Below are 17,028 nucleotides of genomic sequence, written 5' to 3'. Positions count from 1 at the left end.
TTACTGGGTATTCCTGATAATCAGGCTTTGGGACCCGGCCTCCATGCGGATCCTCATTTTGTCAATAATGCTGTTCTGGCCGTGGATAATGAGGCTCTGGTTATCCCCGTACTGCTCTACCACCCGCTGCAGCAGGGTTTTGTTCCCAAGGGAGGGGTATTCGAGCAATAAGTTGTTCGTCCCAAGCTGGAGGGCCTGGTAGTCCACAAAATCGGCCTGCAGATTCAGGCGCATCTTGTTCAGGTCGCCCGCCTGGAGCAGGTTTACGTCACTTACCTTGGACCGTATGGCCACAAGGGCAGCATTATCGTTGCCCACCTGGTTGATAAACACGCCGTTGTTGGCAATTAGCAGGTCGGAAGGCGCTGGCGCCTGGTCGGATTGCAGGGTGAGAAAACTAAACTGTTGCGCTTCGGTCTCCCCCGTGATTTCGGTATTGATTATACCCTGGGCGCTGACCTGAAAGGCTGTGGCACAAGACATCAGAAAGGATAATATGAAAGTAATGGGTCTCATAACTGAGCACTTAGAGGGTTAAAATGGGCAGCGGAACACCTGGTTGGCGCCCCGCAGCCCTTTTAAATCACAGACGGAAGGTACTTTCCATCCTAGTTGTTTTGCATGACATTGGTCACGTTTGCGGCGCCCATCTGGCTAACTGTACTCATGTGGCCGGAGCCATTCTGCATCACAGTGGCGGCGTTCTGGCCGGCACCGGTTGCCATCTGGTCTACCAGGCTCATGTTGGCAGCACCATTCTGGTTCACGGTAACCATGTTATCGCCCGCACCGTTCTGGAGGACGTCGCTCTCGTTGGCCTCCCCGTTCTGGGTTACTTTGGCCATACTGTTGGCGTCGGTATCCTGTTGCACAAAGCTGTCGTTACCGCCAACCGCTCCGGATTGCCTAATTGTGGCTACATCCCCGAATCCGGTTTGCTCCACATAGCTGTTCTGCGCATTACCAGTTTGTTTCACATCGGCTACTGAACCCACAGATGCAGTTGGGGGTGCAAATCCCTGCTGGATTTTACTGCGGTTTGCAGTACCGGACTGATTTACCTTGGCAAGGTTATCCTGGCTGGTGCGTTGCTTCACCCAGCTCCACTGGCCCACACCGGACTGCGAAACCTGAACCTCATTGCGCTGAGCGGATTCCTGGCGAATTTGGCTCTCATGGCTGTCACCATTCTGGTTAACCGTCGCAAGGTTGGGCGCCCCGAAAATCTGGTTCACAAAGCTCTTGTTATTGGTTCCGATCTGGTCTACCATGGCTGTATTTCCTTCTGCCTGGCCGGTAATTTGCTGTACCGTACTGGTATTACCCGTACCATTCTGGTACACATCCGCCAAGGCATTGGTAGTACCCGTTTGTTTTACCGTGCTGGTATTTTTGTCCGGCCCGATCTGCCGAACAAAAGCATCACTATCCGTAGCGCCATCCTGATTGATGGTGCTCATCTGCTTGTCGGAGCCATTGCCTTGGTAAACATCTGCAGTACTGCCTGATGTACCGTTGATCTGGTCAATAACAGAGGTGTTTTTATTCCCCCGCTGATCCACCTCAACGGTATTATTGTCGCCCACTACCGTTACGGTGCTGACGTTCATTTCCCCGCGCTGGTCCACGCTCTGGTCATTCCCGTTTCCGGTGATGATGGAGGCTGAGGTATTGGTAACCCCATTCTGGTAAATGCGGTCTGCTACGTTGGTGCTGGAACCATCGGTGGTTTCGAAGGTGGAAACGTTGGTCTGGCCCACCTGGGCCACTTTTACAGTATTGTCCACCCCGTTGGTGTTGGTTATGGTAGAGGCATTGCTGGCTCCTGTCTGGGACACATTGGCAGCGTTGCCCGTACCCGACTGGGTTACGGCACTGGTGTTGCTCTGGGCCATACCAAAGGACCCGATGGCAAGTGCCATTACACTTAATAAAACTTTTCTCATGATTAATGGTTTTTAAAGAATGAATATTGCTAATCCGTCCCGCCCGGGTTCCGGAAATACTCAAGGCAGGACAAGGCAAAAGGGAAGGAAAGGGCATCGCAGAAGATACCCTTCCCTTCCTGAACCATCCGGATTAGTTGCTTTGAATAACGGTTGCCACGTTAGACATGCCGTTTTGGTTAATGGTGCTGATCTGGCCCATGCCTGTCTGGGTCACATTGGCCTGGTTCATACCGGCCCCGCGTTGCAGGATCATGCTGTCGTGGTTCATGCCCTGTTGGTTTACGTTTGCCTTACTGGCATTGGTATCCTGGTCTATCATACTGACGCTTCCGCTTCCGCTTTGGAAAACCACGGCTTTGTCGTACTCGCCGCCCTGAATGACGTCGCTTTCATTGCCATCGCCACGCTGCGTTACATCCGCGCGGTTACCAAGTCCGGATACCTGTTCGATATAGCTATCCTGGTTCTGGCCCCGTTGTTCTACGTAAGCCCTGTCGTCTCCCCAGGACTCCTGAACTACTTCGCTCATATGCCCGGTTCCTCCCTGGTCTACATTGGCATAGGCCATATACCGGGATTGTTCTACGGTACTTTCATTGGAGGTTCCTACCTGACGAACGAATGCCGTATTGCCATCGGGCCGGGAATCCGCAAAAATACCTGTGGCGGTCTGGTTGATAAACGACTTGTTTGACGCACCGTCCTGGAAGGATTCTCCCCGGTTTCCGGTGGCATCGCCTGTAGCGGTAACATAGGACAGGTTTTCGTCTCCCATCTGGGTAATTTTGGCAATGTTGCCATCTCCCTGAGTCAACACAAAACCTTCATTGAGGTGTCCGTTTTGCTTAAGGGTTGCCCGGTTGTCGTTACCGGTGATTTCCACAGCATTCGGATCGCCAGACCAGACACTGCCTGAGTTGGGGCCATTGTTGTTGGAGTTACCCCTTTGGTCTACACTTACGGTGTTGCCATCCCCTGCAATATCCAAGGTCGCATTATTGGTCGTACCGCGCTGCTCCACACTGGTTTTGTTCCCATCGGAACTGCCCAGTCCGGCAATTTCGGTAACCTGGTTGTTGGAATTTCCGCGCTGGAATGCGCTGCTTTGGTTTTCGTCCCCGAAAACGCGTACCACACTGCGGTGGGTGGTCCCGGCCTGGTTGACCGTGGCTTTGTTCGCATCTCCGTTCTGAGTAACCTTACTGTCATTGTCCTGGGCCATCATAAAAGACCCCATAGCCAGTGCCAGTGCAGATAAAACTACTTTTTTCATGGTTAACGGTTTTAATTATTAAAGGTTAGATAATCCAAAAACCATAGCCTGTTGGCTGTGCCGAAACACGCAATAAGTAGTTGCTGTACCCGAAGATGTTGGGGACATCTTCCTTGGGAAGTATCATGGATACCCGAACCCGGGCTGAAGGCTGAAAAAGCAATCCGGAACATGCCTTTTCGGCCAAAAAAAATGCTTATTTAAAGTTCCGGCCGGGTATAGGATTTTACAATTCACCGTGATTTTTAGTCGATGAACTGCATAAAATCTCGTTTAAGTAACTGTTCTGGGGATTTCCATAAAAATCAGCGTATTCCCTGATATATTTGCAGGTGTCGTTGAACAGTCCTTTTAGTAGTCTATCGGAAATCCGGTCGTAGGAAAACACGTAACTTTGCCCAAAAAGCAGCAGGCCCATTTGCCCGAAGATGAAAATCAAATCCGCCACTTTTGTTAAAAGCAGTACCAAAGCAGACCAGTGCCCGGGGGGCGACCTGCCTGAATACGCCTTTATAGGCCGGAGTAATGTGGGGAAATCCTCCCTGATCAATATGCTCACCGAACGCAAGCACCTGGCCAAGACTTCCGGACGCCCGGGCAAGACCCAGCTCATTAACCATTTCCTGATTAACGACACCTGGTATTTGGTAGACCTCCCCGGGTATGGCTATGCGCGCGCTTCCAAAAAGGACAAGGCTGCCTTCCAGGGCCTTATCCGGCATTATTTCGCCAACCGGCGCCAGCTGCTCTGTGCTTTTGTCCTGCTGGACCTCCGGCACGAACCCCAGAGCGTTGACCTCGACTTTATGGCCTGGCTTAACGGGGCAGGCATCCCGTTCTGCATGGTCTTTACCAAGGCAGACAAATTAAAACAGGGGGCACAGGAGCGGCAGGCCGGGCAGTACCTGGAGCAGATGCGCGAGGCCGGGTGGGTAGAAACCCCGCCCCACTTTATTACCTCATCGGCCCATGGTGTGGGAAAAGAGGAAGTCCTTACTTATATAGAAGGAGTGAACCAGGCGTTCAGGGAATCTCAAAAGAACAACCCATGACCCTGTTGATCCTGGAACACCCCGGGCATAACCAGATGTATTTTGAAGCGTCTGCCCCTATGGCCCTCGCAGAACTGGAATTGGGGTTGCGCAAACTGTCCGTTGGCGGGAAACCCCCGGAACTGGTGCGCCTGGGCGGGGTGCGCTACCTCCGGCTGGAACTCGATGGGACCCCTTCCGAAGCAGACCTCGGCCTGCTCGCCGGCCTGTCCTTTACCTATGCCCTATTCCAGCTCCTGGAAGCCGACCATGGCCCTTGTCTGAAACCCCTGGCCAGACCGGCCTCCGGGGTGTTGGATAACAAACTCAGTTCCCTTTTGAAATACAAGGGCAAAACCAATGAGAATTTTACCCGGTTGCTCCTAAGTGTGGCAGGGCTTTCCGCCGAAACCGAACCCAACCGGCCCATCCGCCTGTTGGACCCGGTAGCCGGCCGGGGTACCACTTTATACGAAGCTGCAATAAAGGGGTACGAGGCCCAGGGGATAGAACTGGACCCCAAAGCGGTTCATGAAGGTTTTACCTATTTCAAAAAATTCCTGGAGAAGGAACGCATCAAGCACCAGGCAGGCCAGCGCCGGGTGGCCGGCCGGCAGAAATCCGACGCCGTCATGGCCCGGGAAATCCTTTACACCCCGAATCTTCCCGATGGCGGCAAATCTCCACAACCCAAAACCTGGGCCCTGGTGCAGGGAGACTCCCGCCTGGCGGACACCTATTTTAAGAAGGCGTCTTTTGAGCTTATTGCAGGCGACCTCCCCTACGGGATTGCCCATACCAGCAAAAACGCGCGCAAAGGAAAGGGTGGGTCCCGAAACACCCTGGAACTGGTCCGGGACTGTTTGCCGGCCTGGAAAGAGGTTTTGGTCCCGGGCGGCGCCATCGCCCTGTCCTGGAACACCCGGGTAACCCCCAGGAAGGACATGGAAAAGGCCTTCCGGGAAGCGGGATTCGAGGTGCTTACCGAAGGACCCTACCAGCAATTTGACCACCGGGTAGACCAGGCCATACAGCGGGATATACTGGTGGCGCTCAGGTCGGTTTAGGAGGGCGGGTGGACCCCCTAAGGTCTTTAACCTTTCCTTAAGCCCTCAATCCTCTTTCCCGCCGTATTTTTACACATCAAACAACCACCTCAACCTTATTCCTACTATGAAAACAACCCTGCACCGTGCAGATTCCCGCGGCTTTGCCAACCACGGTTGGCTCAGGAGTTACCACAGTTTCAGTTTTGCGAATTACTACAACCCGGAGCGCATCCAATTCGGCGCCCTGAGGGTCCTTAACGACGACCGGGTGGCGCCCGGGATGGGGTTTGGCACCCACCCGCACCGCGACATGGAAATTATTTCCATCCCCCTGGAAGGGGACCTGGAGCACAAGGACGATATGGGGAATACCACGGTTATCCGCCAGGGCGACATCCAGGTGATGAGTGCCGGAACAGGGGTTACCCACAGTGAATACAACAAAAACCGAGACAAGGAGGTAGCCTTCCTCCAAATCTGGATCCTGCCGCATACCCAGGGGGTGGAACCCCGCTACGGCCAGGTTACCCTGGACCCCGCCCAATCCCAGGGTAGGTGGAATACCATCCTGGGGCCACACGGAGCCTTCGACGGGTTGTGGATTTACCAGGACGCCTGGTTCCACCTCGGGGAATTCCAGGCCGGGAGTTCCTCCTCCTACACCCTTAAAAATCCTGAGAATGGCGTGTACGTCTTTGTCACTGAGGGGTCTGCAAAGGCAGGGGATCAGTTGCTCGGCAAACGCGATGCCATGGAAGTATCCGGAACGGACTCCCTATCCTTCCATTTCGATACCCCCGGCAAGGTCCTGCTTATGGAAGTACCCCTATAGCGGGCGTATCCTTCAATTCCTGCAAAACAGGGAAAAGTTCGGGCAAAGATTTGATAATTGTCATGAATTGTTCGTAACCTTACCCTTAGTTTTATGCCATAACTCAATCACCCGCTCAAATGGATCGAATTACCAAAATCCTCGTTCCCTACGATTTCAGTGAGGTTTCGGATCGCGCCCTGCGCTATGCGATCGATTTTGCCGGCAGCAGGCCGGAGAAGCACATCGAAGTGTGCTTTATGCAGGAAAAAGAAGATCAACCCGCCCTGGAGGCAGCTTTCAATAAAATCAAGTCCGGCTTAAGCAAGGCCTTCAGGGCGAAACTTTCCTGGGTGGCGTTCTCCCCCCCATCTGTGGAAGGGCTGCTCAAAAAATGCCAATGGGCGCAACCGGATCTGATCGTTATGGGTACCGCCGGGTCGGAGGACCCCAACGGTACTACCAAGACATCCGAAACCGTCCTTTCCACTGAATGCCCGGTACTGGTGGTCCCTCATGATGTACAAGAGGAATTCCAGCTGAAAACCATCGCCCTGGTACTGGGTTCCAAGGAAATAGACGACCCCCATGTACTGGGCACCCTCCTGGATGTCGCCCGGACCTTCAATGCCAAAGTCCACGTGCTTACCATAGAGAACAAGCCAGGGACCTATGGGTACTCCGAAAGCGAGGAGCGCAACGAACAGCTCCTGGAGTACTACCTGGAGAGTTTCTACTCCCATCACATCTTTATTGAAAATGAAGATGTGGTACAGGGTATTTTCGACTACGTTCGGGAAAAGGAAATCGACATGCTGGCCATCCTGCCGAGGAACCATGCCCGTAAAGGGACGCCTTCGGAAGGCCGCCTGACACGCATCCTGACCCTGCAGTCACACTCTCCCCTATTGGCTATCGAGCACTGAGGTCCGGAGCGTATGACCCTGGTCCTGATTATCCTCCTGCTAACGGTGCTGCTATTCCTTTGGGGGAAATGGCCCCCGGATGTAGTGGCCATGATGGCGATGCTATCCCTGTTCTTTACAGGTATCCTGACCCTGGGGGAAACCCTCAGCGGCTTCAGCGACCCCACCGTGATCATGATTGCCGCCCTGTTTATCATTGGGGAAGGCCTCTCCCGTACGGGCTGGACGGCCGTGGCCGGAAAGACCTTTGTCTCCCTGGCACGGCGCAGCGCTTCCCGCCTTACCGTCATCCTGAGCGGGGGCTCCAGCCTCCTGTCCGGCTTTGTGAGCAACACCGGGACGGTTGCCGCCCTGCTTCCGGTAGCCGTTGCCGCTGCCTGGAGCGCCGGTACTTTTCCCTCCAAGGTACTGATGCCCCTTGCCTTCGGTTCCAACACCGGGGGGCTGCTGACCTTGACCGGGACACCGCCCAACATCATTGTAAGCGGGGTACTGGAACAGTCCGGGGCCGAAGGGTTTTCCTTTTTCGAATTTGGCTTAATCGGGTTACCTCTGCTGGTCATCTCCCTCTTGTATTTCCGCTTTGTGGGGCACCGCCTGCTTCCCTCCAACCGCACCTCTAACCAGCCCGCCAACATCGACTCGGAAATGCAGAATTGGCTCGGGCATTTCAGCATAGCAGAAGATGTGTACCGCCTGCGGATCCGGTCCATGTCGCCCATGATCGGGACCCTGCTGGGGGCGTGGAACCTCGAAAGCACCTATGGGGTTCAGGCCTTGCGCCTGCGCCGGCGCCACCCGCTCCTGCGCGAACCCGGGGCAGGATTTGTGGAATTCCCGGCCCCTGAGACCGAATTGCGCTACCACGATATCCTGACGGTAAAGGGTACGCCCCAGGCGGTAGACCGCCTGCAGCGGGATTGCAAGCTGGGGGTCCTGCCGCAGCCCTTCAGCCCCGAGGAATTGAAATCCGAATTCATCAACCAGGAAATCGGCATGGCCCAAATGCTCATTACCCCCAACTCCTATTTTGTGGGCAGGCGGGTGGCTATGGGGGCCTACCTGGAAAAGTATGGCATCCAGCTTCTAGGGGCCTCCCGCAATAACAAACCGCTATCCGGCCCTGAGGTGGACATCCAGGCCGGTGACGCCTTTGTCATCCGGGGCGCCTGGGAAAATATGGACCAGCTCAAACGCGTATACCGGAACCTGGTTATTACCGGGAGCCCGGAATCCATGGCGCGGGATGTGGAACAGCTCACCCCCAAATCCTGGATTGCCATGGGCTGCCTGCTGCTGCTCGTATTGCTGCTTGTTTTCAAAATTATGCCAGGGGCCATGGCCGCGCTACTTGCAGCCGGCATCCTGATGCTTACCGGCTGCGTCCCGGTCAGTAAAGCCTATGCCCGGATCTCCTGGACCAGCGTCGTTATGATTGCCGCAATGATTCCCATGGGGGTTGCCCTCCAGAAGACCGGGATGGCCGCTACGGCCGCTACTGCCCTGGTTACAGCCCTGGGCAATACCCACCCGACCCTGTTGCTGGGCGGTATTTTCCTGCTGACCACTGCCTTTAGCCAAACCATCAATAATTCGGCAACTGCCGTCCTGATGGCTCCCATAGCCCTCATGGCGGCCGCATCTTTGAATCTGTCCCCCGAACCCTTCCTGATCGCGGTGGCCATAAGTGCTTCCACGGCATTCCTCACCCCGGTGGGGACTACCACCAATGCCATGGTGCTGTCTGCCGGGGGGTACCGGTTTACCGATTACCTCAGGGTTGGGTTTCCCCTGCTGCTGCTGTTTTTTGCCGCCACCCTCCTGCTGGTTCCGGTATTCTGGCCGTACTAACCGGTTGTTAAACGGACAGAGCGTATTGCAAATGGGGATTAATATGTATTTTCGGGGTCTTTAAATCCGACCTATGTCCACCTCACCTTCCCTATACCGTACCTGGCACCACCCTTATACGCCGGCAAAAGCTTTCTCCAAACGCGTGGCCTATTTCAGCATGGAATTCGGCATCGACCAGGCCCTTAAGATTTACAGTGGCGGCCTGGGGTTTTTGGCGGGCTCGCACCTGCGGTCGGCCTTCGACCTGAAGCAAAACATGATTGGTATAGGGATGCTCTGGAAATACGGGTATTACGACCAAAGCCGGCACGAGGACCGCAGTATGCGGGCCGAACGCATCCGCAAACGCTACGATTTCCTTGAGGATACGGGGCTGGAAGTCTCGGTTACCATCAGTGGCAACCCTAACGTCAGGGTCCGGGCCTATATCCTGAAGCCGGAAGTCTTCGGTTCTGTCCCCCTGTATTTGCTCACCACGGACCTGCCCGAAAACGACCACCTTTCCCGGACTATTACAGACCAGCTTTACGATTCCAACGACGAGACCCGGATCTCCCAAAGCATCGTCCTTGGGGTCGGGGGCGCCAAGATTGTCGAGATGCTGGGTGGGGCATCTATCTACCACCTAAACGAGGGCCACGCCCTCCCGGCCTTCTACTACCTTCGGGACCGCGGCGTCCCGCAGTCCCAAATGGTCTTTACTACCCATACCCCGGAAAAAGGCGGAAACGAGGAACGCAACGGATACCATCTGAACAACAGGGGGTTTTTCGGGCGGGAACTCACCCCACCCGAGCTGCAACAGGAACTGGTTGGGGGAGATACCCTGAACTATACGGTCTCTGCCCTGCGCCACAGTAAAAAGGCCAATGCGGTCTCCAAGCTACACGCCGAGGTGGCCAGGGGCATGTGGCAGCCTTTCGGGCTGGAGGGGAAGATTATCCCCATCACCAACGCCCAACACCCCGTTTACTGGACCGATGCCGCGTTGCAAAAGGCCTTTGAAAAAAGAAATACCCGGGCTTTTAAAAGGCGTAAAGGGGAACTCAAAGCCGCCCTGTTCGAAACCGTCCTGGACCAGACCGGCAAACGCTTCGACCCGAATGTTCTCACGGTGGTCTGGGCGCGCCGTTTTGCGGCTTATAAAAGGGCCGACCTCCTGTTGCGCGACTTCGAGCGCTTCCGGAAACTGGTTTCACAAACGGACCGCCCGGTGCAGATTATCTGGGCCGGAAAACCCTACCCGACCGATTTCGGGGCCATACAGGTGTTCAACAGGCTCATGGAAGTAAGTTGGCAGTTTCCCAACCTGGCCGTCCTTACCGGTTACGAGATGGCCCTCTCCCGGGCCCTGAAGGAAGGCTCCGATATCTGGCTCAATACGCCGAGGATTACCCGGGAAGCCTCCGGCACCAGCGGGATGACAGCGGCCATGAACGGCTCCCTGAACCTGACGGTTAACGACGGGTGGATCCCGGAATTCGGAAAACACGGCAAAAATGCCTTCATTCTGCCCGAGGCCGATGCCCGGCAGCCGCACCCGGTCCAGGACGACATGGATGCAGGCAACCTGTACCGGATTCTGGAAGAGGAGGTAGTACCCCTCTACTATGAGAAACCCGAAGCCTGGCAGGAAATGGTCTTTAACGGGATGCAGGACGTGGTCCCCGGGTTTTCAAGCCACCGGATGGCAGAACAGTATTACCGGGAATTATACGCCGACTAACCGATATGGTAGGGCTGCCCCGTACTCTGGAGGGTAGCGAACCAAAACTCCCCTTCCAGGTCGATTTTCTTGCGACGGCCTCCCACTGCTTCGATGGGGAAGTACACCAGCTGGTTGTTGGCAAGACCTACCAAAAAACGGGTCTTGCCTGCCATGGCGCCATGGACGGCCTGGTAGGCCAACCGGTTGCAGAAAATGCTGTCACTGGCATTGGCCGGGGCCGAGCGGATGATATAACTCGGGTCTATATACTTGATGGTCACTTCGGTCTGCAGGGCCTTGAAATGGGCGCCAATGCGGTCCTTCAGCAAGACCCCGATATCCTGGTGCTTGATGTTACCCGAGGCGTCCTTCACCGTTTCTCCTTTCTCAAAGAGATACTGCCCGGCGCCTTCGGCCACCACAATGACCGCGTGCTTCTTTATTTTCAGCCGGTGCTCCAGGAGTTTTAAAAGACCATTGTCCCCATCGAGACGGAAAGGCAACTCCGGAACCAAAACAAAATTCACCTCCGGCATGGCCATGGCGGCAGAAGCGGCTATAAACCCGCTGTCGCGCCCCATGAGCTTCACCAGGGCGATGCCGTTGTAGGCCCCGGTAGCCTCATTGTGGGCATCGCGGATTACCGTTGCGGCAACCCCATAGGAGGTTTCAAACCCAAAGGATTTATCGATCAGGTCAATGTCGTTGTCGATGGTTTTGGGGATACCCACCACGGCAATGTCCAGGCCGCGCTTCTGGATTTCGGCACCCAGGGCGTCTGCCCCTTTGAGGGTTCCGTCCCCGCCAATGGTAAAGAGCATGTTAACCCCCAGAGTTTGGAGGGTTTCCACCATCTCCCCCACGTCCTGCGCTCCCCGGGAGGACCCCAGGATGGTGCCACCAAACTGGTGGATGTCCCGGACCGAATCCGGGGTTAGTTCCCGGTACGGGTGCGGGCAATCCCTTGTGAGGCCTTCAAACCCATAGGGAATCCCGATAATTTTCTTGACGCCGTAAAAGTAGTAGAGGCCCATGACCACCCCTCTGATTACGTTATTTATTCCCGGGCATAACCCCCCACAGGTGACAATAGCCGCAGTGGTTTGCTCAGGGTCAAAATAGAGTTTTTGCCGGGGGCCGGCTTTTTGCAGCACCAGGGGTGGTTCACCCGAACGGAGGCAACGGTTGAATTCAGAGGCTTCTGTGCTAAAGAGCACCTGTTGCCCGTCGTCTACAAAGTTAAAGAGCTTATCCCCCGATTCACTGCTCAGGGGGAGGGGGGACATATGGGTGGGTTCGCCCAAATGGCGAATCTCAAAACGGTTCTCAGACATGGGTTTACGGTATTAGGCGTCCCTGCCGGGCGGTTTCCCGCGCAGTTCAAGTTTCTCTGCAAAGTAATCGCAGAAATCCTTCATCGTCGCGGTCATTTTTTCATCCTGTGTGGCTTTCATATAGGTGTCGGACAGGGCCACTAGGCTTTGGTGGAAAAAGACTTTCATCTCATCCACCGGCATATCCTTGGTCCAGAGGTCTATCTTGAGAGACTCTTGATTCTTTTGGTCCCAAACGGACAACAACATGGCCTTGGCCTCTTCGTTGTTGATCCCGCCGTCCTCTGCCGACCAGTGGAGAGCTTCCGGGACCCGGTTTTCGTCCAGAGTAACCCTGAGCTTGATTTCCGAGGTGTGTAATTTGGACATATCTTATTTCGGTGGTTTGTAGTTCGACGCTTTAAATAGTTCCTCTCCCGGCATCTCCAGGAGGGTTTGAAGGGTGCCTTCATGCTGTGCAGCATAGGCTCTCACGATCTGCCACCCGATGTAGCGCCCCAGCCTCCCGGGCGATTCATTATCGAGCACCAGGCGGAATTTGCTGAAAGGCGCAGGGTCCAGGAACCGGGGTCCCAGTTCCCGATCGGTACTATAAAGGAGCTCCCGCTCCACAAAATACCTCCAAATCTGGCCCTCGTTATCTTTGGCCCACTGCATCTGGTCTGCCGAGTAGCGGATCTTCACGGAATCCGCAGCCAGAGGCATCATCAGGTCCTTCAGGTATAGCTTTTTACCATGGTAGACCATTTGCGCCACGAAGGAGCGGTCCCGCGGCGGAGGTATCACCTTCCCGGCAAAGGCGCTGGCCACATCGCTGGTCAGGTAGTCCGGACGCAGTTCGGCCGCAATATACCGGTCCATATTCCCGTAAAAGCGGTGCCCCGGCCCCAGGTAATTGTCCAGGCCCAGTAACAGAAGGCTGTCCGCCAGGATTACCCGGTTCTGATAGTCGACATCGGAGGTAAGGGTGACCACCTTTGGGACGGGCGCCTGCGGAAAATAATATTTTACGTGTTTGAAGAAAAGCTCGAGGTCTGCCTGGTAGGGTCCGAAATCGGCAAAAACAGAATCGACCTGGGCGCGGATTTCAATTTGGAGCGTATCCCGATGTTTGGCCTGCCAGATGCTGTCCGGTACTTGCTCCGGAAACAGGTAGGGATACATTTGTTTCAAGGCAGGCAGCTGGGAGGGCCCCATTTTATCGAAGTCCCTGTCGAAGCGCTGTACACTGAGTTCCAGGGGGATTTCCCGGACTTCCGCGGCGACCTCTGGTTTGGAATCTGCACAGCCCGAGAACCACAAAACCGCTAAAACCGCCAAAAAGGTATTCTGTATTCTTCCCAAGGTTTCCTTTTTAAGGGTACAGGTCGTATTTTTACTGGGTAAAGGTAGTAGTTTTCACTCTCAATCCGAAGCACGAATGCAAAGCAAAGCCGTTGTAGAACACATTGTGAACTGGTTAAAGCAATACGCCTCCGATGCGGGGATGAATGGTTTTGTGGTGGGGGTTTCCGGGGGCATCGATTCCGCCCTGACCTCAACGCTCTGCGCCATGACGGGGATGGAGGTCCTTTGCCTGGAGATGCCCATCCACCAATCCAAGAACCAGGTTACCCGGGCCGCCAACCATATTTTCTGGCTCAAGGAACGTTTCCCCAACGTGAGCTCGGAATGGATCAACCTCACGGGCGTATTCGACGAGCTCATTGCCAGTTTCCCCCCGGTGGAAGAGGAAGAGAGCCGCTTTATGTCCCTGGCCAATACCCGGGCGCGCCTGCGGATGACCTCCCTGTACTACTTCGCCGCCCTGGAGAAAAAACTGGTGGCGGGCACCGGAAACAAAGTGGAGGATTTCGGGGTTGGTTTCTATACCAAGTACGGGGATGGCGGGGTAGACCTCAGCCCCATCGCAGACCTGTTGAAAACCGAAGTGTACGCCCTGGCCCGGCACCTGGGTATCAATGAGGAAATCTTAACAGCGGCCCCTACCGACGGCCTTTGGGGGGACGACCGGACGGACGAGGACCAGATTGGGGCAACCTATCCGGAACTGGAATGGGCCATGGCTATGGACGAAGCCGGGCGCAAGGAATCCGATTTTGAAGGCCGCCAGCGCGAGGTATTTCGTATTTACAAGCATTTGAATACCGTTAATCGACATAAAATGCTTCCTATCCCGGTGTGCGAGATACCGGAAACCCTCAAAATTACATCTTAACTATAAATCAGTGCATTAGCACGATTTTTACACGTGGTTTCGGTCAGGTGCAGGAATTTTTTGTCAACTTTGTTACAGATTAAGATAATTAAAACCTACATTGCGTGTCAGTTTTTAAGGACAAAAAGTTTTCGAAAAACGGACACCCAACCCTACCCCCGAAAACACGATAATTATGGTTCAAGTTCTCATTGCCGACAACCACCCGGTTGTCCGCCACGGTATCCGATCGACCCTGGAACAACACCCCAGCTTCCATATCATGGGCGATGTGGGCACTACCTCGGAACTCTTCCACACCCTCGGTAAAAAGCAACCCGATGTCCTGGTTATGGAGATGGATATCCCCGAAATCAACGGGATTGCCGCCTTAAGGAAACTGAAACAAGATCACCCCAATGTAAAGGTGCTGATCTACAGCGGGCAGTCCGAGGATGTCTACGCCCTGAGTACCATCCGCAGTGGTGCCAGTGGGTACCTGTCCAAAGCTGCCGATCTGTCTTACCTGGCAGATGCCGTCCTGAAGGTGAGCGAAGGGGGGATGTTTATCACCAACGAACTGGCACAGCGGCTGGCCTTCGACGAAGGAACCCAAAAACCCCGGCGCTTTTTCCGCAAGCTCTCTACACGGGAGGTGGAAGTCCTTAAAATGCTGGCCTCAGGCAAGCGTAACAAAGAAGTGGCACAGGGGCTGAACCTGAACGAAAAAACGGTGAGCACCTACAAGGCCAGGCTCATGAAAAAACTCAATGTAGACAACATGGTAGACCTGCTGCAACAGGCCAAAGCCCTGGAACTCTATTAATAAGCGTATAACCCGCACTCTTAAGGCCCGGCTTTTGCCGGGCTTTTTTTGTTCCCCTAACAGGATAAGATCCGGTTGAGTTTCTGGCTGAGCAACTTGTTGAGCTGGAGGTAGTTTACGATTTCCTCCAGGACCTCCCGGTTCGTTTCCGCAGCATGGGCCTCGGTATCCTTGCGCAACTGTTCAATTCGCTTTTTAATGAGGAAGGACCGCAGGGAAAGGATGGTTTCTGTTACCAGTTGGGCCAGCCCATCGCGCTTGTCCTTGGGATAAATATCCTTCCGCTCCCAACTGTGCAGGCGATACTTTTCCTCCTCCATGAGGATGGATGAGATTTCCTGTACCCCATCGGCATCCATTTCGGCAATAAAGGTATTCAGATCGAAGCCGGCATCGGCGATCATCCGCTCGATAAGGCGGAAATAAATACTCCTGAAGCGCTCATGGCTCAATTCGATCTCATCCTCCTGCAGGTCCAGGTAGACCTTTTCAAAAACCCGCACCTGTTTGCTTTCAGGTTCCATGACCAGTTCGCCGGATTCGGCCTCCTTTAGCACCAGGTCTTCGAATTCCGCTGTCTGGGTCCCGTAGAGTAGCAATAGTTCGATAATCTTGCGTTCCAGCTCATACTGCACATCCACCCGGGTTTCCCCAGGTTCGGGCCGCACCACCTCCATCTCCTGCCGCTGGGGTTTTCGCGCCGCATCCTGCTGTTGCTTGCGGCCCATCTGGGCCAGGGTGTTGAAAAGAACATCTTCGGAAATCCGCATGAGTGAAGCGCATTCCTGGATATACACTTCCCGTTTGATCCGGTCCGGGATCCGTGAGATACTGGAAACGATATCCCGGATCATATCGGCCCGTTTAATGGGGTCCTGAGCGGCCTCTTCGGTGAGTAACGCCGTTTTAAACTGTATAAAGTCCCTGGCGTTTTCCTCCAGGTACGCCTCTATGGCGTCGCGGGAGTTTTTACGGGCGAAACTATCCGGGTCCTCCCCTTCGGGAAAGGTACAGACCTTTACGTTCATCCCTTCCTCCAGGATCAGATCGACCCCCCTGAGGGAAGCCCGAAGCCCAGCCGCATCGCCGTCGAAGAGGACTACGATATTCTGGGTCAGGCGCCGCACCAACCGAATCTGTTCCGGGGTAAGGGCCGTCCCGCTGGAAGCCACCACATTCTCCACCCCGGCCTGGTAGAGCTGGATCACGTCCGTATACCCCTCTACGAGGTAGCATCTGTCTTCCCGGGCAATTGCCTGTTTGGCATGATAAATCCCGTAAAGCACCTTACTCTTGTGGTAAATCTCGCTTTCCGGCGAGTTCATGTACTTAGCCACCTTTTTGTCCGAGCGAAGGGTCCGACCCCCAAAGCCCAGGACCCGACCGCTCATGGAATGGATGGGGAACATGACCCGGCCTTTAAAGCGGTCGAACTGCCGGGCCGGCTTCTCGCCTTCGGCGGGCCTCACGATACTGAGCCCCGTCTTTTCCAGGAACTCGATCTGGTATCCCTTGTCCAGGGCAGCTTGTGTAAGGGCATCCCACTGGTCCGGGTTATAGCCCAGCTGGAAGGTGCGAATGGTATCCTCTGAAAAGCCCCGCTCCCGGAAATACGAGAGGCCGATAGCCCTTCCCGGTTCCGATTCCCAAAGGCTTCGTTCGTAGTAATCCCGGGCGAATTCCGTAACCAGGAGCATACTCTCCCGCTCGCTGGCCATTTCCTTTTCCGCATCGGTCTGCTGGGTCTCCTCTACCTCAATGGCGTACTTCTTTGCCAGGTAGCGGATGGCCTCCGGATAGGTGAAATGCTCGTGCTCCATGAGAAAGGCCACCGCGTTGCCTCCCTTCCCGCTGGAAAAATCCTTCCAGATCTGCTTCACGGGAGAGACCATAAAACTGGGGGTGCGCTCGTCGGTAAACGGGCTGAGGCCCTTGAAATTGGAGCCGGATTTCTTCAACTGCACGAAATCCCCGATCACCTCTTCCACGCGGGCTGCTTCGTAAACCTTGTCTATGGTGCTTTTCGTAATCATGGGCGGACTAAAGCCAGTGGATAAATGTACTAAAAAC

15 protein-coding genes are annotated in these 17,028 nt (G+C 54.9%); 8 read left to right on the top strand and 7 right to left on the bottom strand.

Going from position 1 to position 17,028, the window contains the following annotated elements; genetic code table 11:
* From CA832_RS06010 to CA832_RS06000, 3 genes are all read right to left on the bottom strand, one after another.
* Complete coding sequence (locus tag CA832_RS06010) at positions 1 to 516, bottom strand: hypothetical protein (RefSeq protein ID WP_143542339.1); 516 nt, start codon at positions 514 to 516, stop codon at positions 1 to 3.
* Positions 517 to 608: 92 nt separating this feature from the next.
* Positions 609 to 1,946, bottom strand: a complete 1,338-nt coding sequence (locus tag CA832_RS06005; RefSeq protein WP_088340628.1) for a hypothetical protein — start codon at positions 1,944 to 1,946, stop codon at positions 609 to 611.
* 133 nt (positions 1,947 to 2,079) lie between these two features.
* Positions 2,080 to 3,222: a hypothetical protein gene (locus CA832_RS06000; protein WP_088340627.1), complete on the bottom strand. Its 1,143-nt coding sequence runs from the start codon at positions 3,220 to 3,222 to the stop codon at positions 2,080 to 2,082.
* Between the two features lie 428 nt (positions 3,223 to 3,650).
* On the opposite strand from CA832_RS06000, the gene yihA reads away from it, so the two are divergent.
* The 6 genes from yihA to glgP all read left to right on the top strand — a co-directional run bounded on the left by yihA (position 3,651) and on the right by glgP (position 10,619).
* Entirely contained in the window at positions 3,651 to 4,274 is a 624-nt protein-coding gene (yihA, locus tag CA832_RS05995) for a ribosome biogenesis GTP-binding protein YihA/YsxC (protein ID WP_088340626.1), read from the top strand.
* Entirely contained in the window at positions 4,271 to 5,320 is a 1,050-nt protein-coding gene (locus tag CA832_RS05990; RefSeq protein WP_088340625.1) for a TRM11 family SAM-dependent methyltransferase, read from the top strand. The genes yihA and CA832_RS05990 overlap by 4 nt, the downstream gene beginning before the upstream one ends.
* 106 nt (positions 5,321 to 5,426) lie before the next feature.
* The gene (locus CA832_RS05985; RefSeq protein WP_088340624.1) at positions 5,427 to 6,134 is read left to right on the top strand and encodes a pirin family protein; all 708 of its coding nucleotides are present in this window, start codon (positions 5,427 to 5,429) and stop codon (positions 6,132 to 6,134) included.
* 119 nt (positions 6,135 to 6,253) lie between these two features.
* On the top strand, positions 6,254 to 7,039 hold the full coding sequence (locus CA832_RS05980; RefSeq protein ID WP_088340623.1) for a universal stress protein: 786 nt from the start codon (positions 6,254 to 6,256) through the stop codon (positions 7,037 to 7,039).
* A 12-nt stretch (positions 7,040 to 7,051) separates the two neighbouring features.
* Complete coding sequence (locus CA832_RS05975) at positions 7,052 to 8,890, top strand: SLC13 family permease (protein WP_088340622.1); 1,839 nt, start codon at positions 7,052 to 7,054, stop codon at positions 8,888 to 8,890.
* Positions 8,891 to 8,963: 73 nt separating this feature from the next.
* Positions 8,964 to 10,619, top strand: a complete 1,656-nt coding sequence (gene glgP / locus CA832_RS05970; protein WP_088340621.1) for an alpha-glucan family phosphorylase — start codon at positions 8,964 to 8,966, stop codon at positions 10,617 to 10,619.
* Here the strand turns inward: glgP and CA832_RS05965 are convergent.
* Genes CA832_RS05965 through gldB form a run of 3 tightly spaced genes read right to left on the bottom strand, consistent with a single transcriptional unit; the run spans position 10,616 to position 13,270 of the window.
* Positions 10,616 to 11,935 (bottom strand): ATP-dependent 6-phosphofructokinase, encoded by a 1,320-nt coding sequence (locus CA832_RS05965; RefSeq protein WP_088340620.1) that lies wholly within the window; start codon positions 11,933 to 11,935, stop codon positions 10,616 to 10,618. The genes glgP and CA832_RS05965 overlap by 4 nt on opposite strands.
* Positions 11,936 to 11,947: 12 nt before the next feature.
* Complete coding sequence (gldC, locus tag CA832_RS05960; protein WP_088340619.1) at positions 11,948 to 12,304, bottom strand: gliding motility protein GldC; 357 nt, start codon at positions 12,302 to 12,304, stop codon at positions 11,948 to 11,950.
* Positions 12,305 to 12,307: 3 nt separating this feature from the next.
* The gene (gldB, locus tag CA832_RS05955) at positions 12,308 to 13,270 is read right to left on the bottom strand and encodes a gliding motility lipoprotein GldB (RefSeq protein ID WP_143542342.1); all 963 of its coding nucleotides are present in this window, start codon (positions 13,268 to 13,270) and stop codon (positions 12,308 to 12,310) included.
* An 85-nt stretch (positions 13,271 to 13,355) separates the two neighbouring features.
* Between gldB and nadE the strand changes: the two genes are divergently transcribed.
* Both nadE and CA832_RS05945 read left to right on the top strand, forming a co-directional pair.
* Positions 13,356 to 14,153: an NAD(+) synthase gene (nadE, locus tag CA832_RS05950; RefSeq protein WP_088340617.1), complete on the top strand. Its 798-nt coding sequence runs from the start codon at positions 13,356 to 13,358 to the stop codon at positions 14,151 to 14,153.
* Between the two features lie 175 nt (positions 14,154 to 14,328).
* Positions 14,329 to 14,958, top strand: a complete 630-nt coding sequence (locus tag CA832_RS05945) for a response regulator (RefSeq protein ID WP_088340616.1) — start codon at positions 14,329 to 14,331, stop codon at positions 14,956 to 14,958.
* Positions 14,959 to 15,014: 56 nt separating this feature from the next.
* On the opposite strand, the gene dnaG is transcribed toward CA832_RS05945, so the two are convergent.
* Positions 15,015 to 16,991, bottom strand: a complete 1,977-nt coding sequence (gene dnaG, locus CA832_RS05940) for a DNA primase (protein ID WP_088340615.1) — start codon at positions 16,989 to 16,991, stop codon at positions 15,015 to 15,017.
* Positions 16,992 to 17,028: the final 37 nt, after the last annotated feature.

Origin of the sequence: Robiginitalea sediminis (assembly GCF_002198115.1) — a bacterium.
Classification (GTDB): Bacteria; Bacteroidota; Bacteroidia; order Flavobacteriales; family Flavobacteriaceae; genus Robiginitalea; species Robiginitalea sediminis.
The sequence above is the reverse complement of the archived record's forward strand: the minus strand, read 5'-3'. Positions and strand labels throughout refer to the sequence as shown.

Excerpts from the sequence above, each read along its gene's own strand:
- CA832_RS06010 (WP_143542339.1), bottom strand. The coding sequence starts at position 516 with ATGAGACCCATTACTTTCATATTATCCTTTCTGATGTCTTGTGCCACA.
- CA832_RS06005 (WP_088340628.1), bottom strand. The coding sequence starts at position 1,946 with ATGAGAAAAGTTTTATTAAGTGTAATGGCACTTGCCATCGGGTCCTTT.
- CA832_RS06000 (WP_088340627.1), bottom strand. The coding sequence starts at position 3,222 with ATGAAAAAAGTAGTTTTATCTGCACTGGCACTGGCTATGGGGTCTTTT.
- yihA (WP_088340626.1), top strand. The coding sequence starts at position 3,651 with ATGAAAATCAAATCCGCCACTTTTGTTAAAAGCAGTACCAAAGCAGAC.
- CA832_RS05990 (WP_088340625.1), top strand. The coding sequence starts at position 4,271 with ATGACCCTGTTGATCCTGGAACACCCCGGGCATAACCAGATGTATTTT.
- CA832_RS05985 (WP_088340624.1), top strand. The coding sequence starts at position 5,427 with ATGAAAACAACCCTGCACCGTGCAGATTCCCGCGGCTTTGCCAACCAC.
- CA832_RS05980 (WP_088340623.1), top strand. The coding sequence starts at position 6,254 with ATGGATCGAATTACCAAAATCCTCGTTCCCTACGATTTCAGTGAGGTT.
- CA832_RS05975 (WP_088340622.1), top strand. The coding sequence starts at position 7,052 with ATGACCCTGGTCCTGATTATCCTCCTGCTAACGGTGCTGCTATTCCTT.
- glgP (WP_088340621.1), top strand. The coding sequence starts at position 8,964 with ATGTCCACCTCACCTTCCCTATACCGTACCTGGCACCACCCTTATACG.
- CA832_RS05965 (WP_088340620.1), bottom strand. The coding sequence starts at position 11,935 with ATGTCTGAGAACCGTTTTGAGATTCGCCATTTGGGCGAACCCACCCAT.
- gldC (WP_088340619.1), bottom strand. The coding sequence starts at position 12,304 with ATGTCCAAATTACACACCTCGGAAATCAAGCTCAGGGTTACTCTGGAC.
- nadE (WP_088340617.1), top strand. The coding sequence starts at position 13,356 with ATGCAAAGCAAAGCCGTTGTAGAACACATTGTGAACTGGTTAAAGCAA.
- CA832_RS05945 (WP_088340616.1), top strand. The coding sequence starts at position 14,329 with ATGGTTCAAGTTCTCATTGCCGACAACCACCCGGTTGTCCGCCACGGT.
- dnaG (WP_088340615.1), bottom strand. The coding sequence starts at position 16,991 with ATGATTACGAAAAGCACCATAGACAAGGTTTACGAAGCAGCCCGCGTG.